Below are 19,414 nucleotides of genomic sequence, written 5' to 3'. Positions count from 1 at the left end.
GCGAGCGGCGGGGCGGTGGTCGGGCTGGTGGTCAGGACGCGAGGACCTCGTCGAGGATGGCCTCGGCCTTCTCCTCCTCGGTCTTCTCCGCGAGCGCGAGCTCGGAGACGAGGATCTGCCGGGCCTTGGCCAGCATCCGCTTCTCACCGGCGGACAGGCCGCGGTCCTGGTCGCGGCGCCACAGGTCGCGGACGACCTCGGCGACCTTGATGACGTCGCCGGAGGCGAGCTTCTCCAGGTTGGCCTTGTAGCGGCGCGACCAGTTGGTCGGCTCCTCCACGTGCGGGGCGCGCAGCACCTCGAAGACGCGGTCGAGACCCTTCTGGTCGACGACGTCGCGGACGCCGACGAGGTCGCAGTTCTCGGCCGGTACCTCGATGGTGAGATCGCCCTGCGCGACCTTGAGCTTGAGGTAGGTCTTCTCCTCACCCTTGATGGTGCGCTTCTTGATCTCCTCGATGAGGGCCGCTCCGTGGTGCGGGTACACGACCGTCTCGCCGACCTTGAATGCCATCTGCTCTTTTCCCCTTTCGCGACCTCCAGGTTACCACGCCGACGTCCTCCGACGACAGTCGACGGGACGCGTTTGCGCAGGTCAGAGGCATGATGGGCTGTCCGGAAGGGCTTGACAGGAGCCGCGACGACGTGCCACGCGCGGGGTGGGAAGGCCCCGGGGCGCACCGGGTCGATACAGTGGGCACCGCCCGCCGCCCGACCTCCGCCACCCGACTCCGCCGAGGAGCCCCCGTGACCGTCCTGCGTCCGTCCCGTCGTCCGGCCGGGCCCCGACTGGCCGCCGCCGCGCTGGCCGTCTGCGCCCTGTCCGGCTGCTCCGTGCTGAGCCCGCAGACCACGCAGAACGTCACCTACGCGCCGTCGGACGGCGTCCAGGGCGACCTCGGCCAGATCAAGGTCCGCAACGTCATGCTGCTGACCGCCGAGCAGGGTGCCCCGGCCGAGGTCGTGGGTTCGGTGTTCAACGGCTCGGGCGACGACGTCGAGCTCGAGGTCGTCGTGCGCGAGCCGGCCGAGGACCCCGCCGCGCCGAACGAGCCGGTCGCGACCCAGACCCTCGAGCTGCCCGGCAACCAGAGCCTGACGATCGGGCCGGAGGCCGACGAGACGATCGAGATCGACGAGCTGGGCATCGTCCCCGGCCGGTTCGCCGAGGTCACCTTCATCGGCGGCGGCGACAACCTGGTGCTGCAGGTGCCGGTGCTCGACGGCACGCTCGCCGAGTACGCCGAGCTGCTCGGCGAGGAGGGCTGACCCCTCAGGGGTCCAGCTTGTAGCCCAGCCCCCGCACCGTCACCAGGTGCCGCGGGTCCTTGGGGTCGACCTCGATCTTCCCGCGCAGCCGCTTGACGTGGACGTCGAGCGTCTTGGTGTCGCCGACGTAGTCCGAGCCCCACACGCGGTCGATCAGCTGCCCGCGGGTCAGCACCCGGCCGGCGTTGCGCAGCAGCATCTCGAGCAGCTCGAACTCCTTGAGCGGCAACGAGGTCTGCTCCCCGCGCACGGTGACGACGTGGCGCTCGACGTCCATCCGCACCGGGCCGGCCTCGATGGTCGTGGGCAGCAGCTCGTCCGGCTCGCCCTTGCGGCGCAGCACCGCGCGGATGCGCGCGACCAGCTCGCGCGAGGAGTACGGCTTGGTGACGTAGTCGTCGGCACCGATCTCGAGCCCGACCACCTTGTCGATCTCGCTGTCCTTGGCGGTGAGCATGATCACCGGGACGCTGCTGCGGGCGCGCAGCGCGCGGCAGACCTCGGTACCCGGCAGGCCCGGCAGCATCAGGTCGAGGAGCACGAGATCGGCTCCGCTGCGGTCGAACTCGTCGATGGCGGTGTGCCCGTCGGCGGCGACGACGACCTCGAAGCCCTCCTTCTCGAGCAGGTACGACAGGGGGTCGGACAGGGACTCCTCGTCCTCGACCACCAGGATGCGGGTCACGTGGTGCTCCTTCGTGCGCCGTGCGCGCGGGCGGGGGGTGCGGCTGCCGGGGCGGATGCGGGACCGGCCTCGCCGGTCGAGGCGACCGGGAGCCGGACGGTGAAGGTCGACCCGGCGTCCGGCTCGCTCCACACCGTCACGTCGCCGCCGTGGTTGGCCACGACGTGCTTGACGATGCTGAGCCCGAGCCCGGTGCCGCCGGTGCTGCGCGAGCGCGCCGGGTCGACCCGGTAGAAGCGCTCGAACACGCGCTCGAGGTCGCCGGCGGGGATGCCGATGCCCTGGTCGGCCACCGCGACCTCGACCAGGTCGCCGTCGACCTGGGTGCCGATGCCGATGCGGGTGCCCTGCTCGGAGTACCGCACCGCGTTGTCGACCAGGTTGCGCAGCGCGGTGACCAGCAGGTCGTGGTCGCCGTAGACCTTGGCGCTGCAGGGCGGGCCCACGTCGAGGGTGATGCGCTTGGCGTCGGCGGCGAGCCGGGCGCGGTCGACCGCCTCGCCGATCACCAGGTCGACCGACACCAGCTCGGGCTCGGCCAGCGCCGACGCCGTCTGCAGCCGCGAGAGGTCGACGATCTCCTGGACGAGCGCTGCCAGCCGGTCGGCCTCGCGGTGCATGCGGCCGGCGAACCGCCGCACGGCCGGCGGGTCGTCGGCGGCCGACTCGATCGTCTCGGCCAGCAGCGAGATCGCCCCGACCGGCGTCTTCAGCTCGTGCGAGACGTTCACGACGAAGTCGCGACGCACCTCCTCGACCCGACGGGCCTCGGTGCGGTCCTCGACCAGCACGAGCACGTGCAGCGTCCCGAGGGCGGCGACGCGGGCCAGGACGACGAGGGTGCCGCGACCGAGCGGGCCGCGCGGCAGCTCGAGCTCCTGCTCGCGGGTGAGCCCGTCGCGGCGCACCTCGCGCACCATCTCGAGCAGCTGCGGGTGCACCACCTCGTGGCCCCGCACGATGCCGAGCGAGTGCGCGGGCGGGGTGGAGCGCACCACGGCGTCGGCGACGTCGACCACGACGGCGGCCGACCGCAGGACGGCGAGCACGTCGCCGACGCCGCGCGGCAGCTCGGGCTCGGGCGTCGGGGGGGCCGTCTCGCGCTCGCTGAACCGGAACGCCACGACGGCGACGACCAGCACCAGGACGGCCAGCGTCCCGGCCACGAGCAGGACGCGCGGCTCCACGTCCACCAGGGTAGGGCGGGCGAGGACCCCGTCCGGACCGGCGCGGGCGCCGTGCACACGGGTGTCCCCGGATGTTCACCTCGGCACTGGTTACCGTTCACCGACGCCCCGGAGCATGGACGCAGCCGCGACCGCCGGCGACGAGAGGGACCCCCTGATGCGACAGCAGTTCCACACCGACCTCGAGCACCTCGACGGGCAGCTCGTCGACATGACCCGCCTGGCCGCCGACGCCCTGCGCGACGCCACGCGCTCGCTGCTCGAGGGCGATCTCGCGCTCGCCGAGAAGGTCATCACCGACGACGCGGCGATCGACAGCAGCCAGCGCGACGTCGACGAGCGGGCGGTCGAGCTGCTCGCCCGCCAGGCGCCGGTCGCCACCGACCTGCGGGTCGTCGTCGCGGGCCTGCGGATGAGCTCGACGATCGAGCGGATGGGCGACCTCGCCCGCCACGTCGCCCAGCTCGCGCGGCTGCGCTACCCGGCCAAGGTCGTCCCGGACGACCTGGTGCCGCTGGTCACCGAGATGAGCGCCGCCGGCGTCCGGCTCGCGACCAAGGCCGGCGAGGTGATCGCGAGCCGCGACCTCGAGGTCGCCGCCCAGATGGAGCCGGACGACGACGCGCTCGACACGTTGCACCGCAAGGTGTTCGAGGCGCTGGCCGACCCCGCCTGGTCGCACCCGACGCAGACCGCCGTCGACATCACGCTGCTCAGCCGCTACCTCGAGCGGTTCGGCGACCACGCGGTGTCGCTGTCCGAGCGGGTGCAGTTCCTCGTCACCGGCCAGTGGGACCTCGCGGCCGACGGCGCCGCGACCACGCACCCGTCCTGACGCTCAGCCGCACCCGCTCGCGAGCGCGTCGTCGACGCGGTGCTGGGCCGGCGCGACCGCGCTGTCGCGCGAGCCGGCGCTGATCTCGGCCAGCCGGTCGCCGGCGGCCTCGACCGCCTCCGGGCTCGCGTCGGCGACCGTGACCGCGTCGAGGTCGTCGGCCAGCCCGGCCCAGTAGCCCTCGACCGCCGCGACGTCGTCGCGCACGGACGCCGGCGCCTCGTCGGTGACGGCCGCCGCGACGTCCGCCCAGTAGGCGGGCGCGGCGCGTCCGGCCGCCACGAGCGTCACCGTCAGCGCCTGGGGATCGGACGCCGACAGCCCGAGCCGCTCGAGCTCGGCCGCGCCCGCGTCGTCGAGCCGCGCCGCCGCCTCGGCGACCGCCTCGCAGTCGAAGGCGCGCGGGGCGGGGGACGCGAGCGCGGGCGGCTCGTCGTCGGTGCACCCGCCGAGGGTGAGGCCGAGCAGCGCCCCGACGAGCAGGGCGCCGCCCCTCACCGCCGCGACCTCAGCGGCCCTGGTTCGCGACCGCGGCCGCGGCCGCGGCGGCGGCGTCGGGGTCGAGGTAGCGACCGCCGGCCACGGTGGGCCGCAGGTCGTCGTCGAGCTCGTAGACCAGCGGCATGCCGGTGGGGATGTTCAGCCCGACGATCGTCTCGTCGTCGATGCCGTCGAGGTGCTTCACCAGCGCGCGCAGGGAGTTGCCGTGCGCCGCGAGCAGCACGACCTTGCCGGCCCGCAGGTCGGGGACGACGGCCTGCTCCCAGTACGGCAGCATCCGCGCGACGACGTCGGCGAGGCACTCGCTCGCGGGCATGTCGCCGCCGAGGTCGGCGTAGCGCGGGTCGGTGTCCTGGCTGAACTCGGTGCCGGGCTCGATCGGCGGCGGCGGGGTGTCGTACGAACGGCGCCAGAGCATGAACTGCTCCTCGCCGAACTCCGCGAGCGTCTGCTTCTTGTCCTTGCCCTGCAGCGCGCCGTAGTGGCGCTCGTTCAGGCGCCAGTGCCGCTTGGTCTCGATCCAGTGCCGGTCGGCGACGTCGAGCGCGAGGTTGGCCGTCGTGATCGCCCGCCGCAGCAGCGAGGTGTGCACGACGTCGGGCAGGACGCCGCTCGCGACGAGCAGCTCGCCGCCCCGCCGGGCCTCCTGCACGCCCTTGTCGGACAGGGGCACGTCGACCCAGCCGGTGAACAGGTTCTTCGCGTTCCACTCGCTCTCGCCGTGGCGGAGCAGCACCAGGGTGTACGACATGCCGTCAGCCTACTGACGGCCCCGTCGCGGCCCGCAGGCGTGGACACTGGCGGCGTGCGCGAACCGGGAGGCAGCCGGTCCCGCCTCGTCCGCGAGGCGGCGTCGGTGCTCGCCTCCGTGCTGGTGGCGGTGTCCGTGGTCGGCGGCCTCGGGCTGGCGCTCCTGCTGGCGAGCGAGGCCGCGCCGGGGCTCGTGCCCGGGCTCGCCGCGCAGGCCCCGGCGCCCACGCCCGAGGACGTCCCGCCCGCACGGGGCACCGCCCTCCTCGCCCCGCCCGAGCCCGCACCGCTCCCCCCGCTGGCGGGCCGCGTCGTCGCCGGGACGCGCGCGTTCCCGGTCGCCGGGGCCACCGACTACGCGCGGGACCACCACGACTACCCGGCGACCGACGTCTTCGCCGACTGCGGCACGCCCGTCCTGGCGGTCGCGGCGGGCGAGGTGGTCGAGACCTCGACCACCGACCTGTGGGACCGCGCCACCAACGTCGGCGCCGACCGCGGCGGGCTCTCGGTCACCGTGCTCGGCGACGACGGCGTGCGCTACTACGGCTCGCACCTCGCGACGGTCGAGGTGCAGCCGGGCACCTGGGTGCGCGCCGGCCAGGTGCTCGGGACGGTCGGCGAGACCGGCTCGGCCGCCGGCACCGGCTGCCACCTGCACCTCGGCCTCAGCCCCGGACGCTGCGGGCCGGGCGACTGGTTCACCCGCCGCGGGGTGGTCAGCCCGTACCCGTACCTGGAGGCCTGGCGGACCGGGCAGGACGCCGACCCGGCGCCCGCGGTGTGGCAGTGGTACGTCGAGCACGGGTGCCCCGCGACGCCGTCCGCCTACCCCTGAGCAGCCGGCCGCTGGTCGGTCGCGGTGTCCTCGAGCAGGTGCCGGAACGCCTCGAGGTTGCGGGTCGACTCGCCGCGCGACACCCGCCAGGCCCACTCCTTGCGCATCGACGTCAGGAAGCCGAGCGCGAGCAGCTCGTTGAACGAGCCGTCGGCGACCTCGAGCACCTCGCCGAGCAGGGCGTCGAGCGAGCCCGCCGTGACGCCCTCGAGCGGCAGCCGCCCGCGCAGGTAGACGTCGCCGTCGCGGTCGACGGCGAACGCGACCTGGCGCAGCCGCGCGTTGCGCTCGAGCAGCCAGCGGTGCACGCGGGCGTGCTCCTCGTCCGGGTTGCGGACGACGAACGCCGACACCGACAGCGAGTGGTCGCCGAGCAGCAGCGAGACGCCGGTGCGCAGCTTGCGCTCACCGGGCAGCTGCACCACGTACTCCCCCGGGCGCGCGCCCGGCTCGTGCTCGACGCGGGCCGGCCCGTGCGGGCCGACCACCTCCTCGGCCGCGGCGTCGTCGAGCCAGCGCTCGAGCACCTCCTGGGCGCGGGCCCGGGCGGTCGCGCTCACGGCGCGACCTCGGTGGCACCCACCGGTGCCGGACGCGGCGGGGCGGGGCGGGCGCGCCCGAGCCGCAGCAGCCGCTCGTCGCGCGCGGCGCGGTACACCTCGAGCGTGGCGCCGACCGTGGCGTCCCAGCCGAACCGCCGGGCGTGCTCGCGCGCGCCCCGGCGCAGCCGGGCGAGCCGCTCGGGGTCGTCGAGCAGCGCGCCGAGCACCTGCGCCCACTCGAGCGGGTCGTGGCCGTCGACGAGCGCGCCCGAGACGCCGTCGGCGACCGCCGTGGGCAGCCCGCCGACGGCCGCGGCCACGACCGGGGTGGCGCAGGCCTGCGCCTCGACCGCCACCAGGCCGAACGACTCGTTGTACGACGGGACGGCCACCAGGTCCGCCGCCTGGAACCAGCGGGCCAGGTCGGTGCGCGAGACCGGTGGCTCGAACCGGACGACGTCCGGGACGCCCGGGACGCCCAGCAGGCCGAGGCGCTGGGCGAGCTCCTGCAGCTCCTCGGGCCGGTCGAGGCCGGAGCCGCTGGGGCCGCCGACGACCACCACGACGAGCCGACCCCGCAGCTGCGGGCGGGTGCGCAGCAGGTGGGCGGCCGCGCGCACCAGCACGTCCGGGGCCTTGAGCGGCTGGATCCGGCCGGCGAACAGCAGCACGTGCGCGTCCTCGGCGAGCCCGAGCGAGGCCCGCACCTCGCGCCGTCCGCGCTCGTCGACCGGGCGGAAGCCGTCGAGGTCGACGCCGGGCGGCACGACCGCCACGCGCTCGGGACGCGCGTCGTAGAGGTCGATCAGCTCGGCCGCCTCGGACGTGGTGTTCGCGACCAGGCGGTCGGCCGCCGCGACGACCTGCTCCTCGCCGATCTCGCGTCCGGTCGGCTCGGGCCGGTCGCCCTCGGCGAGGTGGGAGTTCTTCACCTTGGCCATCGTGTGCATGGTGTGCACCAGCGGCACGTTCCAGCGGTCGGCGACGAGCCAGCCGACCTGGCCGGACAGCCAGTAGTGCGAGTGCACGACGTCGTAGAAGTCGGGCTCCTGCGCCGCCTCGGCGCGCATCACGCCGGCGGTGAAGGCGCACAGCTGGCCGGGCAGGTCGTGCTTGCCGAGCCCCGCGAGCGGACCGGCCACGACGTGGCGGACCGTGACCCCGGGCGCCAGCTCGACCGCCTCGTCCGACAGCGCGGACGTGGACGCCGACGTGGCGCGGGTGAAGACCTCGACCTCGGTGCCGCGCGCGGCCAGCCGGGTCGCCAGCTCGACGACGTAGACGTTCAGCCCGCCGGCGTCGCCGGTGCCCGGCTGCTCGAGCGGCGAGGTGTGCACCGAGAGCATGGCCACCCGGCGGGGCGTCCAGGGCTCGGTCACGCTCGCGACGCTACCCCGTGGTGCTGCGGGTCGCGCGAGCGCGTCCCGGCGCCCGTTCGGGAGGATGGGACGGTGCCGGCCCCCCGCCGTCCCGTGGGCACCCTGACCCGCGGCACCACGAACCCGAACCGGTTGCGCCGCCTCGACCGTTGGCTCGCCGGGCCGGGTGCGCGCGCGCTGCGGGGCGCCGACGACCCCCTCGTGGTCGACCTCGGGTACGGCGCCTCGCCCGTGACGACGCTCGAGCTCGCCGACCGGCTGCGGGCCGTGCGTCCCGACGTCGAGGTGGTCGGGCTGGAGATCGACCCGGAGCGCGTCCGGGCGGCCGCACCGCTCGCCCGCGACGGGGTGCGGTTCGCGCACGGCGGGTTCGAGCTCGGGCCCGTGGGCGGACGGCGGCCCGTGCTGGTGCGGGCCGCGAACGTGCTGCGGCAGTACGGGGAGGACGAGGTGTCCGGCGCGTGGGAGCAGGTGACGTCGCGGCTCTCCCCGGGCGGCCTGCTGGTCGACGCCACCTGCGACGAGGTCGGCCGGCGCGCCGCCTGGGTCGCCGTCGGGGTCGAGGGACCGCTCACGCTCACGGTGTCGCTGCGGCTCGGCGGGCTCGGGCGTCCCGGCGACGTCGCCGAGCGGCTGCCCAAGGCGCTCATCCACCGCAACCTGCCGGGCGAGCGCGTCCACGCGTGGCTCGCCGCCCTCGACGAGGCCTGGACGCGGCACGCCCACCAGGCGAGCTTCGGTGCGCGGCAACGGTTCCTGGCCACCTGCCGCACCGTCCGCGACGAGGGGTGGGACGTGCGCGACGGCGCCGCGCGCTGGCGGCTGGGCGAGCTGACCGTCGGCTGGGACGACGTCGCGCCCCGCTGAGCGGGCCTATGCCGCGCTCGTCACCAGCCGCCGGAGCTGCGTCCGGTGATCGCGCGGACGGCCGGGCGCACCCGGGCGAGGTAGATGCCGGCGGCGACGACCGCGACGATGTTCAGGATGTTGAACGGGCCGAGGAAGATGCCGACGCCGCCGATCACGGGCAGCGACAGGACGCCCGCGAGCACCGCGACGCCCAGGACGATCAGCCAGAACCGCTTCGACTGGTTGCTCGTCGCGGGGTAGGCGTCGGCCCGGTGCCGCCCGGCGTCGACGAGGGCGAACACCTGCAGAGCGAGGAACGCCAGGGCGAAGCCCCAGTAGATGACGAGCTGCACTTCGGCCATGCACCGATGGTAGGTGCCGACCCTGGGAGCCGGCTGGACGTCCGCGGGGAGTCAGGCCTCGAGCAGCAGGGTCACCGGTCCGTCGTTCACCAGCGACACCTCCATCTGCGCGCCGAACCGCCCGGTGGCCACCTCGAGGCCGTGCCCGCGCAGCGCCTGCACCAGCTGCTCGACCAGCGGCTCGGCGACCGGTCCGGGCGCAGCCGCCGACCACGACGGGCGGCGTCCCTTGCGGGTGTCGGCGTAGAGCGTGAACTGGCTGACGACCAGCACCGGGGCGCCGACCTCGTCGGCCGAGCGCTCGCCGTCGAGCACGCGCAGGCCGGCGATCTTGCGGCCCAGCGTCGCCACCTGCTCGGGGCCGTCGGTCCCCGTGACGCCCACCAGCGCGAGGAGGCCCTGCCCGGTCGGGTTGCCGGCGCCGTCGACCCGGCCGACGACCTCGCCGTCGACCACGACCGAGGCCGTCCTCACCCGCTGCAGCAGCACGCGCACGGTCAGCCCGCCCCCTCAGCCCGCCGCGGGCAGGACGGCCTCCACGGCGCCGACCGGCTCGCCGTGGCCGAGCACCGGCACCGAGCCCACCTCGTCGAGCACCGGCGCGTCGACCCCGAGCGCGCGCAGCGCAGCCGCCATCACGACCGGGCGGGGTCGCTGCGCGCCGTCGAGCACCTTGAGCGCCGCGCTCGAGCCGTCCGCCAGCCCGACGGCGTAGACGCCCTCGGCGCCGTCCTTGGCGACCAGCCCGGGGACGCCGGCCATCAGCGCGGTGACGTCGCGCCCGGTGCCGCCGACCATCTGCGGGTGGGCGGCCATGGCGCGCGCCACCCGTCCGAGCGGGCCGTCGTCGCCGTCGGCGCCCGCGCGCGCGATCGCGCCGAACGCGCGGGCCAGGCCGGTGAGCGAGCAGGAGAACAGCGGGGCGCCGCAGCCGTCGACCGTCACGTGCGCGGGCTCGTCGCCGGTGAGGTCGACCAGGGTGGCGCGGACGGCCTGCTGCAGCGCGTGCTGCGGGTCGCGGTAGGTGGCGGTGTCCCAGCCGTTCGCGACGCAGGTGGCGAGCATCGCCGCGTGCTTGCCCGAGCAGTTCTGCGCGATCGGCTCCCTGCCGCGTCCGGCCGTGCGCCAGGCGAAGGCCGCGGCGTCGTCGAGCGGCAGGTCGGGGGTGTTCTGCAGGTCGCCCTCGTCCAGGCCCGCGGCGGCCAGCACGGCGCGGGCGCCCTCGACGTGCACCGCCTCGCCGTTGTGGCTGGCGCAGGCGAGCGCGAGCAGCGGGCCGTCGAGGTCGAGCCCGGCGCGCAGCATCGCCACCGCCTGCAGCGGCTTCAGCGAGGACCGGGCGAAGACCTGGGCGTCGGGGTCGCCGGCGCGCAGGAGCTCCTGGCCGTCCGGGCCGAGGGCGACGAGATGGCCGTGGTGCACGGACTCGACCACCCCTCCGCGCACGACGTGGGCGAGGACGGCGGCGGGGGTGGTCACGGCCCGATCCTGCCGCACGGGCCGCGGCGGGGTGCGCTCAGGCCAGCGAGCTGTGCCGGCCGAGGCCGCGGTAGGTCCAGCCGGCGCGCTGCCAGGCGTCCGGGTCGAGGGCGTTGCGGGCGTCGATGACCCGGCGCTCGCGCACCAGGCCGCCGACCCGCTCGGGGTCGAGCGAGGTGTACTGCGGCCACTCGGTGGCGAGCAGGACGACGTCGGCGCCCTCGATCGCGGCGTCGGTGTCCTCGACGTAGGTGAGGTCGGGCCACAGCGCCCGGGCGTTGTCGAGCGCCCGCGGGTCGGTGACGACGACGTCGGCGCTCTGCAGCCGCATCTGGGCGGCGACGTTCAGCGCCGGCGAGTCGCGGATGTCGTCGCTGTCGGGCTTGAAGGCCGCGCCGAGCACGACGACGCGCTTGCCGATGAACGACCCCCCGCACGCCTCGCGGGCGAGCTCGACCGCCTTGCCGCGGCGGCGCTGGTTGATGGCGTCGACCTCGCGCAGGAACGTGAGCGCCTGGTCGGCGCCGAGCTCGCCGGCGCGCGCCATGAAGGCGCGGATGTCCTTGGGCAGGCAGCCGCCGCCGAAGCCGAGCCCCGCGCCGAGGAACCGGCGTCCGATGCGCGCGTCGTGGCCGATGGCGTCGGCGAGCCGGACGACGTCGGCGCCGGTCGCCTCGCACACCTCGGCCATCGCGTTGATGAACGAGATCTTCGTGGCGAGGAACGCGTTCGCGGCGACCTTCACCAGCTCGGCGGTCTCGAAGTCGGTGACCACGACCGGGGTGCCCGCCGCGATCGGGGTGGCGTAGACCTCGCGCAGCAGCGCCTCGGCCCGCTCGGTGCGGACGCCGAGGACGAACCGGTCGGGGGTGAGCGTGTCCTGGATCGCCAGGCCCTCGCGCAGGAACTCGGGGTTCCACGCCAGCTCCAGGTGGGGCGCCTGCGCGGCGAGCAGGTCGGCGAGCGCGGCCGCCGTGCCGACCGGGACGGTCGACTTGCCGACCACGAGCGCCTCGCCCGGGACGTGCTCGACCACGGTGCGGACGGCCGCGTCCACGAAGCGGGTGTCAGCCGCGAGCTCGCCCTTGCGCTGGGGCGTGCCCACGCACACGAACACGACGTCGCAGCCCTCCAGGCGCGAGGCGTCGGTGGTGAACTCCAGCCGCCCGGTCGCGAGCGTCTCGGCGAGCATCTCGTCGAGCCCGGGCTCGAAGAACGGGGAGCGTGCCGCCTGGAGCCCGGCGACCTTGGCCTCGTCGACGTCGAGGCCGACGACGGTGTGCCCGAGCCGGGTCATGCACGCGGCGTGCACCGCCCCGAGGTACCCGCACCCGACGACACCGATCCGCAGACTCATGCGCTGATCCTCTCGCAGCCGCTCCCCCCGCGCCGACGAGGGCGCCGGGCACCCTCCCGGGCCGGACGCGCAGGACCCCCGCGCGGGTGCGCGGGGGTCCTGCGGTCAGCCGTGCTGCGAGGTCAGTCGCCGACCTTCTCGGCGGCGGCGGCGACGGCCTTGGTGGCCTGCGCGGCGGTCTTGCGGGCGCTGGTGGTGGCGCTCTTGGTGGCCGACTTCGACGCGGTCGCGCGCTTCTTGGCCGTGGTGGCGGTGCGCTTGGTCGCCGGCGAGGTGCGCTTGGCGGTGGCCTTCTTGGCGGTGCTCCTCGCCGCGGTCGCCGAGGTCTCGGCGTCCTTGCGGGCGCTGGTGACGGCGGCCTTGGCGGCGACCTGGGTGTCCTTGCTGCCCCGGCGCACGGTGGTCACGGCGGCCTTGGTGCGCGACAGGGTGGTCTTGCCCTGCTGCACCAGGTCCTGGGTGGCCTTCTGCTTGCGGATGCGCTCGACCAGGGTCTTGCCGCGGCCGGCGAGGCCGTCGAAGCCCTCCTCCACCTTGCCGGCGGCCTCGAGGCCACGGCTCACGGCGGAGGTCGGCAGCGCGCGGGCCTGCTGCGGCAGGGCGGCGACGCGCGCCTGCAGCTTGTCGGCGGCGAGCTCGGTGCGGACCTCGTCGCGCACCTGCACCAGCTGCGCCTGCGCGCCGCGGGCGCGCTCGACGGCCAGGTCGGTGATGCCGACCACGACGTAGCCGGCGTCGACGGCGGTCTTCCTCAGGTCCTCGGTCAGGGTGCTCATCTTCACTGTCCTCCAGTGCTCGTGCGGTTCGTGGGGGCCTTGCGGGTGGTGCGCTTCGTCGCGCGCTTCGCGGTGGTGCTGCGAGGGGTCCGGGGCGTCGTCGGCGCCGGCTCGTCGGTGGCGGACGCGGCCGCCTCGGCCTCGCGCGCGTTCTCGGAACGGAACGAGGCGTAGATGTCCAGCAGCACCCGCCGCTGGCGCTCGGTGAGGTCGGGGTCGGCCATCACGGCCGTCTCGACCTCCGCCTTGCCGGCACCCTCCTCGAGGATGCCCGCGCGCACGTAGAGCACCTCGGCGGAGATGCGCAGACCCTTGGCGATCTGCTGCAGCACCTCGGCGCTCGGCTTGCGCAGGCCGCGCTCCACCTGGCTCAGGTAGGGGTTCGACACCCCCGCCGCCTCCGCGAGCTGGCGCAGCGAGAGCTTCGCGCCCTGCCGCTGCTCGCGCAGGAACTCACCGAGCTCGGTGACCTTCAGCGTGGCCATGCGTCCACTCTGCTTGCTCCTGCTAGCAGATGCAAGCGCTAGCGGCTGCAAGCGGGCGTGGCGTCCGTCACCCCGGGTCCTGCACGCACTGGACGAGGCGTGCTGGCACGGCACGCGTGTCGTTCCACCACTCCGGTGTCACTTCCGGCACTGAACTTGGGAAACGGACCGGGACGCGGGTGCTCGCTGGAGCGAGCACTCAGGGGGCGACCACGACCTCCTGAGACGCGCTCACGCCGTCGACGGCGAGCACGGCGTCGACCGGCGTCGAGCGCTTCACCACGGCCAGGGCGATCGGGCCGAGCTCGTGGTGCCGGGCGACCGAGGTCAGCTGCCCGGCGGCCCGGGCCGGTCCCTGCACGACCGCGCCGCGCTCGGGCAGCTGGTGCCCGGAGCCGTCGAGGTGCAGCATCACCAGCCGCCGCGGCGGGCGGCCCAGGTTGTGCACCTTCGCGACCGTCTCCTGGCCCCGGTAGCAGCCCTTGCGCAGGTGCACCGCGGTGCGCAACCAGTCGAGCTCGTGCGGGAGCGTGCGCTCGTCGGTGTCGAGACCGAACCGCGGGCGCCAGGCCGCGACGCGCAGCGCCTCGGACGCCCAGGTGCCGGCCAGCGGGCGGTCGGCCAGCGCCGCGGCCAGCTCGGCGCGCGGCACGAGCACCTCGCGCCACGGGCGCTCGGCGCCCGGGTGCTCGTCGTCGGGGGCCAGGCAGTAGCGGACGCCGTCCGGCGAGGTCGTCGGCCAGGGGTCGTCCCAGCCGGGCACCGGGCTCGCGAGGTCGGCGCCGCCGCGCAGCTGGGCGACCACCGCCCAGTCGTCGGTGACGTCGGCGATCTCGACCCGGAGCATGAAGCGCATCCGCTCCAGGTGCGCCACCAGCGCGGCCTGCGCGCCGGGCTCGACCGTGATCCAGGTCGTGGTGCCGTCGTCGACGAGGTGCAGGGCGTGCTCGACGCGTCCGTGCGGGCTGAGGACGAGCGCCTCGCGCGGCTGCCCCGGACCCAGGTCGCGCAGCCACTGGGTGGAGAGCGTGTCGAGCCAGGTGAGCCGGTCCGGCCCGGTGAGGGTGACCACGCCACGGTGCGACTGGTCGACGACGGCCTCGCCGGCGAGCAGCAGCCGCTGCTCGCGGACGGGGTCGCCGTAGTGCCAGGCGACGCCGGCGTCCGGGCCGTCGGCCGCGACGGCGCCCTCGCGGGCCAGCAGCGGGGACGCGGACGTGGTGGCGGCGCTGGTGCTCATGCCGGGGTCAGCGCCCCGGGACCCGCGCCCATTCCGGCTCGCACGGGACGCCTCAGCCGACCTTCTTCAGCCGGGCCGACGCGTGCGGGGTGAGCGGCTGCCCGACGGCGGCCATGTCCATCGCCCACAGCAGGTCGCCCTCGACGAACCCGTACAGCCGGGTCGCCGCGGTGTACTCCTTGGCGGTGCTGGTGCGGGCCACGACGTCGGTGGACAGGTCGGCGCGGCCGTTCGAGGCCCGGCCGGTGTAGATCTCGACGAACCCGGTGGGGTGGGCGAGCAGCAGCTCGACGTCGACGCCCGCGGCCTCGCGCGCGGCGGCCTCGGCGTCGTCCGGCACGACCACGCGCCAGTACCCGGTCTCGCTCGCGAGCGGGCGCACCACGGCGCCGTCGTCGTCGAGCAGGTGGGCCTGCGAGCGCCAGTGCAGGAACGGGCGGCCGTCGTGGCGCACCTCGACCTCCTGGCCGAAGCGGACCTCGTCCATCGTCGGGTACCCGACGACGCCCGCGCCCTCCCAGCGCCCGAGCAGCCAGGCGAGCGGCAGCAGCGGACCGGGCAGGTCGGCGGGGATCTCCAGCGGGGCTCGGCGTGCGCCGTCGGCGTCGCTCACGGGTCGCGGACCGCCGGGCTCAGCGCTGGCCGGCGAAGAGCTTGTAGAGGACGTAGACCGCGAACCAGCCGATCACGATCGACGACAGCACCAGCAGGGTGAGGTAGAAGATCTCCAGTCCGCCCATGGGTGGAGGCTACCGCCCCGCTCGTAGGGTGGCGCTCGTGGCCCGCTCCCTGCTGGTGAAGTGCACGTGCGGCACCGACGCGCCCGAGCGCGCGAACCAGGCGCTCACGGTGGCGGCGACGGCGGTCGCCGCCGGGGCCGAGGTCGACCTCTGGCTCACCGGCGAGGGTGCCTGGCTGGCCGTGCCCGGACGGGCGGACGACCTGGCCCTGGCGCACGCCGCCCCCGCCGCCGACCTGCTCGCGGCCGTGCTCGCCGAGGGCTCGGTGACCGTGTGCGCGCAGTGCGCCGCCCGCCGCGACCTCACCGATGACGACCTGCTGCCCGGCGTACGCGTCGCCGGGTCGGCCTCGTTCGTCGAGGCCGCGCTGCGCGAGGGCGTCCAGGCGCTCGTCTACTGACGCCGGCCCGGTGGTCGCCACCGGGACGTCTGGGAGGATGCCGCGCGTGACCCGAGCCGTGCCCGCCGTCACCACCGCCGTGCTCGCCGCGACGGTGGCGCTCGGGGCGCTCGCGGGCCAGGTGCTGCTCGTCGCGGCCCTGCTGGTCACCGTCATCGTGATGGCCACCGGGTGGCCCACCCTGCTCGGCCTGCCCACCCAGCGCGGGTCGACGACCGTGCTCGCGCTCGGGGGGACGGCGGCCGTCCTGGTCGTCTCGCTCGCCGGCACCGAGGACGAGCCGCTGCGCTGGCTCACCCCCCTGCTGGCCCTGTCGGTGGTCGCGACGTTCGCCCACCAGCTGCTGCGCCGCGACATGCGGCCCCGCCTGGTCGAGTCGGTCGCGGGCGTGGTCTCCGGCGTCGTCGTGGTCGAGCTGGTCGCGGGGTGGCTCGCGGCCGCCGGCACCAGCACCGACCTGGTGCTCGCGGGCGTCGCCGCGCTCGTCCCGGCCTCGCTCGCGCTGGCGGTGCCGCTGCCGCAGCGGGTCACCGGGGTGCTCTGCGTCGTGGCGGCCCTGCTCGGCTCGGTGCTGGCGTCGGTGGCGCTGCCCGACGTCGCGACCGTCCCCGGCGCGGTCACCGGCCTGCTCGTCGCGGTGCTGCTGGTCAGCCTCGACCGGCTGTTCGCGACGCTGCCGTCGGCCACCTCGCGCCAGGCGGGGCTCGCGCTCGGCGCCGCCGGCGTCTGCTGCACCGGCGCGATCGTCTACCTGCTCGAGCGCGTCGCCGGCTGACCGCGGGCGTCCCAGCTGGAGGGACGACGCGGCGTCCCGCGGAGGCCGCCGCCTATCCTGGGTCCTTCCCGCGCCCGCAGGGAGGAGGACCCGTGGCCCAGCTGCTGCTGCTGACGAACGCGCTCGCGCCCTCCAGCGAGGTGCTGCCGGCCCTCGGGCTGCTCCCCCACAGCGTGCGCGTGCTGCCGGCCGAGCCGGTCGCCCTCGTCGACGCCCCGGTGGCCGACTTCGTGCTCGTCGACGGCCGCCGCGAGCTCGCCGCCGCCCGGTCGCTGTGCCGGCTGCTGCGCACCACCGGGGTCTCCTCGCCGCTGCTGCTGGTGCTCACCGAGGGCGGGCTCACCGCCGTCGCCGCCGACTGGGGCGCCGACGACGTGCTGCTCGACACCGCCGGACCCGCCGAGGTCGAGGCCCGGCTGCGGCTCGCCTCCGGCCGGCTGGCGCTCGCGGCGGGCGAGGACGAGGAGCCGGACGAGATCCGCGCCGGCGACGTCGTCATCGAGGAGAGCACCTACACCGCCCGGCTGCGCGGACGCGTGCTCGACCTCACCTACAAGGAGTTCGAGCTGCTGAAGTACCTCGCCCAGCACCCCGGGCGCGTGTTCACCCGCGCCCAGCTGCTGCAGGAGGTGTGGGGTTACGACTACTTCGGCGGCACCCGCACCGTCGACGTCCACGTGCGGCGGCTGCGCGCCAAGCTCGGCGTCGACCACGAGCAGCTGATCGGGACCGTGCGCAATGTGGGCTACCGGTTCGTCCCGCCGGGCCGGCGCGAGGCGTCCGAGCCCGTCGACGCCGACGCCTGACCGTCGGTCGCAGGAACCCCGGCACGACACCCCCGGGCACGACGACGCCCCCGGTGCGGACCGCGTCCGCGCCGGGGGCGTCGTGCCGATCAGGCCCGGGTCACAGGCCGTTCACCCGGTCCGTCGCCGGCGGGCTGACGGGGGTGTTCGCCCCGAGGTACTCCACCAGGTTCGTCACGTCCTCCTCGGCACCGAGCAGGTTGGTGCCGTTGGTGAACTCGGTGAACAGGTCACCACCGGCCGCGAGGAAGTTCAGCGTGCCCACCCGGTAGGTGGCCGCCGGGTCGACCGGCGTCCCGTTCAGGGTCAGGCCGCTCGCCCGCGAGCCCTGGGGCTGCGTGGCGTCCCAGGTGTAGCTGAACCCGGCGGAGGTGCCGAGCGCGAGCGTCGGGCGGCTGCCGCGGGCCGACACCGGCTGGTACTGCTGCTCCAGCACCGTGTCGAGCTGGGCACCGGTGAGGTCGAGCGTCACGAGCACGTTGCCGAACGGCTGCACCGCGTACGCCTCGGCGTAGGTGATCTCACCCGCGCCGATCGGTGCCCGGATGCCACCGACGTTGATGAGCGCGAGCTGGGCGCCGCCGTCGGCCGGGGCGCTGGTGCCCCAGAGGATGGCGTCGGCCATCAGGTTGCCCATCGGCGTCTCCTCGCACCGGCAGGCCGGGCCGGTGACGCCGTCGCCGCCGATGTCGGCGGTGGCCTGCCCGACGACCTGCGAACCCACCGGGCCGGCGAGGGTCTGCCACTTCGCGATGATCGCGGTCTGCTCCGGGTCGGCCGTCACGGTCGAGCGCGCCACCAGGTGGTTCGTGGCGGTCGACAGGTCGCGCAGGACGTCGCCGGAGTTCTTGTTGATGACCAGCTTGGTCTCGGTGACGACCTGCCCGAAGGACGCGGCCGAGGTCACCAGGCGCGGCTTGCCGCGCGGGTCGGGGATGCTGCACACGTACGGCTGGTGGGTGTGGCCCGTGATGACGGCGTCGATCTCGGGGTTCAGCTGCTCGGCGATGCCGACGACCGCGCCGGAGATGCCCGTGCAGTCCTGGTAGGTGCCCGTCTGCAGACCGCCCTCGTGCAGCAGCACCACGATCGACTTGACGCCCTGCTGCTTGAGCTTGCGCGCCTCGCGGTTGGCGGTGAGCACCTCGTCGAGGAAGCGCACCGACGACACGCCCGCGGGGTTCACCAGGGTGTCGGTGGCCTCGAGGGTCATGCCGATGAAGCCGACCTTGGTGCCGTCGACGTCCTTGATCGACGTGCCCGGCAGCAGCGTCTGGTCGGTGCCGCGCTTGCGGACGTTCGCGGCGAGCCACTCGAAGTCGGCGCCGGCGTACGGGGCGTCCTCGAAGTAGCAGCCGTCGACGGGGTGGCACCCGCCCTCCTGCATGCGCAGCAGCTCCTCGGTGCCCTCGTCGAACTCGTGGTTGCCCACGCTGCTGACGTCGAGGCCGAGCGCGTTCAGCGACTCGACCGCGGGCTCGTCGTGGAAGGCGCCGGACAGGAACGGCGAGCCGCCGATCAGGTCGCCGGCCGCCACCGTGAAGCTGGCGTCGGCGGTGCTGGCGTCGCGCAGCCGCTGCAGGTGGGCGGCGAGGTACTCGGCGCCGCCGGAGGGGGTCTGCGACGGGTCGAGCGTGCGACTCAGGTTCGGGTCGTTCGCCTCGAGGTGGCCGTGGAAGTCGTTGAACGACAGCAGCTGGACGGTCTGCAGGTTGCGCGGGGCGGCCTGCGACGGCGGGACGACCGCGGCCGCGAGGCCGGCGGCCAGGGCGGCCGTGGCGAGCGCCGCGGTGGCGGCGCGTGGGCGGGTGAGGACGTTCATGACGCTCCTGGGGGGTTTCGGGGGGTGCGCCAGGAACCCTACGGTCACGGACGGACGGTCGGGGCCCTCAGACGGGTGAATCCGACCGGTCCGCGCTACCCCTAGGTTGGCCCGTGTGGAGCAACCGCGCGTGCAGCCCCTCGACGACACCCACCTCGAGCTGGTGGGCCCGCTGCTCGACGCCGCCGCCGCGGCCGACGGCTCCCGGGCCCTCGACGAGGCGGGCGAGCTGGCGCTGCGGCACCGGCGCCCCGGTGTGCGGCACCTCGGCGCCCTGCTCGACGGGCGGCTCGTCGCGTACGCCCAGGTCGCGCCCGACGGCGCCGCCGCCGCCGTC

At 75.2% G+C, this 19,414-nt stretch carries 23 protein-coding genes and 1 pseudogene; 8 read left to right on the top strand and 16 right to left on the bottom strand.

The annotated features are described in order from the left end of the window. Positions 1 to 31: 31 nt before the first annotated feature. Positions 32 to 514, bottom strand: coding sequence for a CarD family transcriptional regulator (locus tag ACYVKY_RS20460; RefSeq protein WP_460436827.1), 483 nt, complete (start codon positions 512 to 514; stop codon positions 32 to 34). Between the two features lie 233 nt (positions 515 to 747). Here ACYVKY_RS20460 and ACYVKY_RS20455 point away from each other — a divergent pair, with 233 nt between their 5' ends. After that, positions 748 to 1,269: a hypothetical protein gene (locus ACYVKY_RS20455; RefSeq protein WP_460436826.1), complete on the top strand. Its 522-nt coding sequence runs from the start codon at positions 748 to 750 to the stop codon at positions 1,267 to 1,269. A gap of 4 nt (positions 1,270 to 1,273) precedes the next feature. Here ACYVKY_RS20455 and ACYVKY_RS20450 read toward each other — a convergent pair whose 3' ends face one another. Together ACYVKY_RS20450 and ACYVKY_RS20445 are read right to left on the bottom strand one after the other, a co-directional pair. Beyond that, entirely contained in the window at positions 1,274 to 1,954 is a 681-nt protein-coding gene (locus ACYVKY_RS20450) for a response regulator (RefSeq protein WP_460436825.1), read from the bottom strand. Then, a complete protein-coding gene (locus ACYVKY_RS20445) occupies positions 1,951 to 3,141 on the bottom strand; it encodes a sensor histidine kinase (RefSeq protein ID WP_460436824.1) in 1,191 nt (396 codons plus the stop codon). The genes ACYVKY_RS20450 and ACYVKY_RS20445 overlap by 4 nt, the downstream gene beginning before the upstream one ends. Before the next feature lie 157 nt (positions 3,142 to 3,298). Here ACYVKY_RS20445 and phoU point away from each other — a divergent pair, with 157 nt between their 5' ends. Then, the gene (gene phoU, locus ACYVKY_RS20440) at positions 3,299 to 3,976 is read left to right on the top strand and encodes a phosphate signaling complex protein PhoU (protein WP_460436823.1); all 678 of its coding nucleotides are present in this window, start codon (positions 3,299 to 3,301) and stop codon (positions 3,974 to 3,976) included. Positions 3,977 to 3,979: 3 nt separating this feature from the next. On the opposite strand, the gene ACYVKY_RS20435 is transcribed toward phoU, so the two are convergent. Both ACYVKY_RS20435 and ACYVKY_RS20430 read right to left on the bottom strand, forming a co-directional pair. Then, the gene (locus ACYVKY_RS20435) at positions 3,980 to 4,474 is read right to left on the bottom strand and encodes a hypothetical protein (RefSeq protein WP_460436822.1); all 495 of its coding nucleotides are present in this window, start codon (positions 4,472 to 4,474) and stop codon (positions 3,980 to 3,982) included. A 10-nt stretch (positions 4,475 to 4,484) separates the two neighbouring features. Then, positions 4,485 to 5,228, bottom strand: coding sequence for a 2,3-diphosphoglycerate-dependent phosphoglycerate mutase (locus ACYVKY_RS20430; RefSeq protein ID WP_460436821.1), 744 nt, complete (start codon positions 5,226 to 5,228; stop codon positions 4,485 to 4,487). 129 nt (positions 5,229 to 5,357) lie between these two features. Here ACYVKY_RS20430 and ACYVKY_RS20425 point away from each other — a divergent pair, with 129 nt between their 5' ends. Further along, positions 5,358 to 6,065 (top strand): M23 family metallopeptidase, encoded by a 708-nt coding sequence (locus ACYVKY_RS20425; RefSeq protein ID WP_460436859.1) that lies wholly within the window; start codon positions 5,358 to 5,360, stop codon positions 6,063 to 6,065. Here ACYVKY_RS20425 and ACYVKY_RS20420 read toward each other — a convergent pair. Continuing rightward, positions 6,056 to 6,625: a type III secretion system chaperone family protein gene (locus tag ACYVKY_RS20420; RefSeq protein WP_460436820.1), complete on the bottom strand. Its 570-nt coding sequence runs from the start codon at positions 6,623 to 6,625 to the stop codon at positions 6,056 to 6,058. The genes ACYVKY_RS20425 and ACYVKY_RS20420 overlap by 10 nt on opposite strands. After that, the gene (mshA, locus tag ACYVKY_RS20415) at positions 6,622 to 7,953 is read right to left on the bottom strand and encodes a D-inositol-3-phosphate glycosyltransferase (protein WP_460436858.1); all 1,332 of its coding nucleotides are present in this window, start codon (positions 7,951 to 7,953) and stop codon (positions 6,622 to 6,624) included. Before mshA ends, ACYVKY_RS20420 begins: the two co-directional genes overlap by 4 nt. 105 nt (positions 7,954 to 8,058) lie before the next feature. On the opposite strand from mshA, the gene ACYVKY_RS20410 reads away from it, so the two are divergent. Next, complete coding sequence (locus ACYVKY_RS20410; RefSeq protein ID WP_460436819.1) at positions 8,059 to 8,853, top strand: class I SAM-dependent methyltransferase; 795 nt, start codon at positions 8,059 to 8,061, stop codon at positions 8,851 to 8,853. A 20-nt stretch (positions 8,854 to 8,873) separates the two neighbouring features. Here the strand turns inward: ACYVKY_RS20410 and ACYVKY_RS20405 are convergent, their stop codons facing one another. The 8 genes from ACYVKY_RS20405 to ACYVKY_RS20370 form a co-directional block, all read right to left on the bottom strand. After that, the gene (locus ACYVKY_RS20405) at positions 8,874 to 9,197 is read right to left on the bottom strand and encodes a DUF2516 family protein (protein WP_460436818.1); all 324 of its coding nucleotides are present in this window, start codon (positions 9,195 to 9,197) and stop codon (positions 8,874 to 8,876) included. Between the two features lie 51 nt (positions 9,198 to 9,248). Next, the gene (dtd, locus tag ACYVKY_RS20400; RefSeq protein ID WP_460436817.1) at positions 9,249 to 9,692 is read right to left on the bottom strand and encodes a D-aminoacyl-tRNA deacylase; all 444 of its coding nucleotides are present in this window, start codon (positions 9,690 to 9,692) and stop codon (positions 9,249 to 9,251) included. A gap of 15 nt (positions 9,693 to 9,707) precedes the next feature. Beyond that, the gene (locus ACYVKY_RS20395; RefSeq protein ID WP_460436816.1) at positions 9,708 to 10,676 is read right to left on the bottom strand and encodes an asparaginase; all 969 of its coding nucleotides are present in this window, start codon (positions 10,674 to 10,676) and stop codon (positions 9,708 to 9,710) included. Positions 10,677 to 10,713: 37 nt separating this feature from the next. Beyond that, positions 10,714 to 12,027, bottom strand: coding sequence for a UDP-glucose dehydrogenase family protein (locus ACYVKY_RS20390; protein WP_460436857.1), 1,314 nt, complete (start codon positions 12,025 to 12,027; stop codon positions 10,714 to 10,716). 128 nt (positions 12,028 to 12,155) lie between these two features. Next, complete coding sequence (locus ACYVKY_RS20385; RefSeq protein WP_460436815.1) at positions 12,156 to 12,809, bottom strand: hypothetical protein; 654 nt, start codon at positions 12,807 to 12,809, stop codon at positions 12,156 to 12,158. A gap of 2 nt (positions 12,810 to 12,811) precedes the next feature. Then, positions 12,812 to 13,294, bottom strand: coding sequence for a helix-turn-helix domain-containing protein (locus ACYVKY_RS20380; protein WP_460436814.1), 483 nt, complete (start codon positions 13,292 to 13,294; stop codon positions 12,812 to 12,814). Positions 13,295 to 13,493: 199 nt separating this feature from the next. Beyond that, positions 13,494 to 14,534, bottom strand: coding sequence for a YgfZ/GcvT domain-containing protein (ygfZ, locus tag ACYVKY_RS20375; protein ID WP_460436813.1), 1,041 nt, complete (start codon positions 14,532 to 14,534; stop codon positions 13,494 to 13,496). A 52-nt stretch (positions 14,535 to 14,586) separates the two neighbouring features. After that, on the bottom strand, positions 14,587 to 15,147 hold the full coding sequence (locus ACYVKY_RS20370) for a heme-binding beta-barrel domain-containing protein (RefSeq protein ID WP_460436812.1): 561 nt from the start codon (positions 15,145 to 15,147) through the stop codon (positions 14,587 to 14,589). A 164-nt stretch (positions 15,148 to 15,311) separates the two neighbouring features. On the opposite strand from ACYVKY_RS20370, the gene ACYVKY_RS20365 reads away from it, so the two are divergent. The 3 genes from ACYVKY_RS20365 to ACYVKY_RS20355 all read left to right on the top strand — a co-directional run bounded on the left by ACYVKY_RS20365 (position 15,312) and on the right by ACYVKY_RS20355 (position 17,255). After that, entirely contained in the window at positions 15,312 to 15,674 is a 363-nt protein-coding gene (locus ACYVKY_RS20365) for a DsrE family protein (protein ID WP_460436811.1), read from the top strand. Positions 15,675 to 15,720: 46 nt separating this feature from the next. Beyond that, entirely contained in the window at positions 15,721 to 16,449 is a 729-nt protein-coding gene (locus tag ACYVKY_RS20360) for a hypothetical protein (protein ID WP_460436810.1), read from the top strand. Positions 16,450 to 16,541: 92 nt separating this feature from the next. Continuing rightward, positions 16,542 to 17,255, top strand: a complete 714-nt coding sequence (locus ACYVKY_RS20355) for a response regulator transcription factor (protein ID WP_460436809.1) — start codon at positions 16,542 to 16,544, stop codon at positions 17,253 to 17,255. Positions 17,256 to 17,355: 100 nt separating this feature from the next. Here ACYVKY_RS20355 and ACYVKY_RS20350 read toward each other — a convergent pair whose 3' ends face one another. After that, positions 17,356 to 19,077 (bottom strand): bifunctional metallophosphatase/5'-nucleotidase, encoded by a 1,722-nt coding sequence (locus tag ACYVKY_RS20350; RefSeq protein ID WP_460436808.1) that lies wholly within the window; start codon positions 19,075 to 19,077, stop codon positions 17,356 to 17,358. 115 nt (positions 19,078 to 19,192) lie between these two features. Between ACYVKY_RS20350 and ACYVKY_RS20345 the strand changes: the two are divergent. After that, positions 19,193 to 19,414, top strand: a pseudogene (locus tag ACYVKY_RS20345) (hypothetical protein); the annotation flags it as partial.

It is taken from the genome of Angustibacter speluncae (assembly GCF_054777815.1).
Note: the sequence above shows the minus strand (reverse complement) of the source record. Positions and strands in the feature narration are given on the sequence as shown.

Excerpts from the sequence above, each read along its gene's own strand:
- ACYVKY_RS20405 (WP_460436818.1), bottom strand. The coding sequence starts at position 9,197 with ATGGCCGAAGTGCAGCTCGTCATCTACTGGGGCTTCGCCCTGGCGTTC.
- ACYVKY_RS20380 (WP_460436814.1), bottom strand. The coding sequence starts at position 13,294 with ATGGCCACGCTGAAGGTCACCGAGCTCGGTGAGTTCCTGCGCGAGCAG.
- ACYVKY_RS20350 (WP_460436808.1), bottom strand. The coding sequence starts at position 19,077 with ATGAACGTCCTCACCCGCCCACGCGCCGCCACCGCGGCGCTCGCCACG.
- mshA (WP_460436858.1), bottom strand. The coding sequence starts at position 7,953 with ATGCTCTCGGTGCACACCTCGCCGCTCGAGCAGCCGGGCACCGGCGAC.
- phoU (WP_460436823.1), top strand. The coding sequence starts at position 3,299 with ATGCGACAGCAGTTCCACACCGACCTCGAGCACCTCGACGGGCAGCTC.
- ACYVKY_RS20430 (WP_460436821.1), bottom strand. The coding sequence starts at position 5,228 with ATGTCGTACACCCTGGTGCTGCTCCGCCACGGCGAGAGCGAGTGGAAC.
- ygfZ (WP_460436813.1), bottom strand. The coding sequence starts at position 14,534 with ATGAGCACCAGCGCCGCCACCACGTCCGCGTCCCCGCTGCTGGCCCGC.
- ACYVKY_RS20385 (WP_460436815.1), bottom strand. The coding sequence starts at position 12,809 with ATGAGCACCCTGACCGAGGACCTGAGGAAGACCGCCGTCGACGCCGGC.
- ACYVKY_RS20460 (WP_460436827.1), bottom strand. The coding sequence starts at position 514 with ATGGCATTCAAGGTCGGCGAGACGGTCGTGTACCCGCACCACGGAGCG.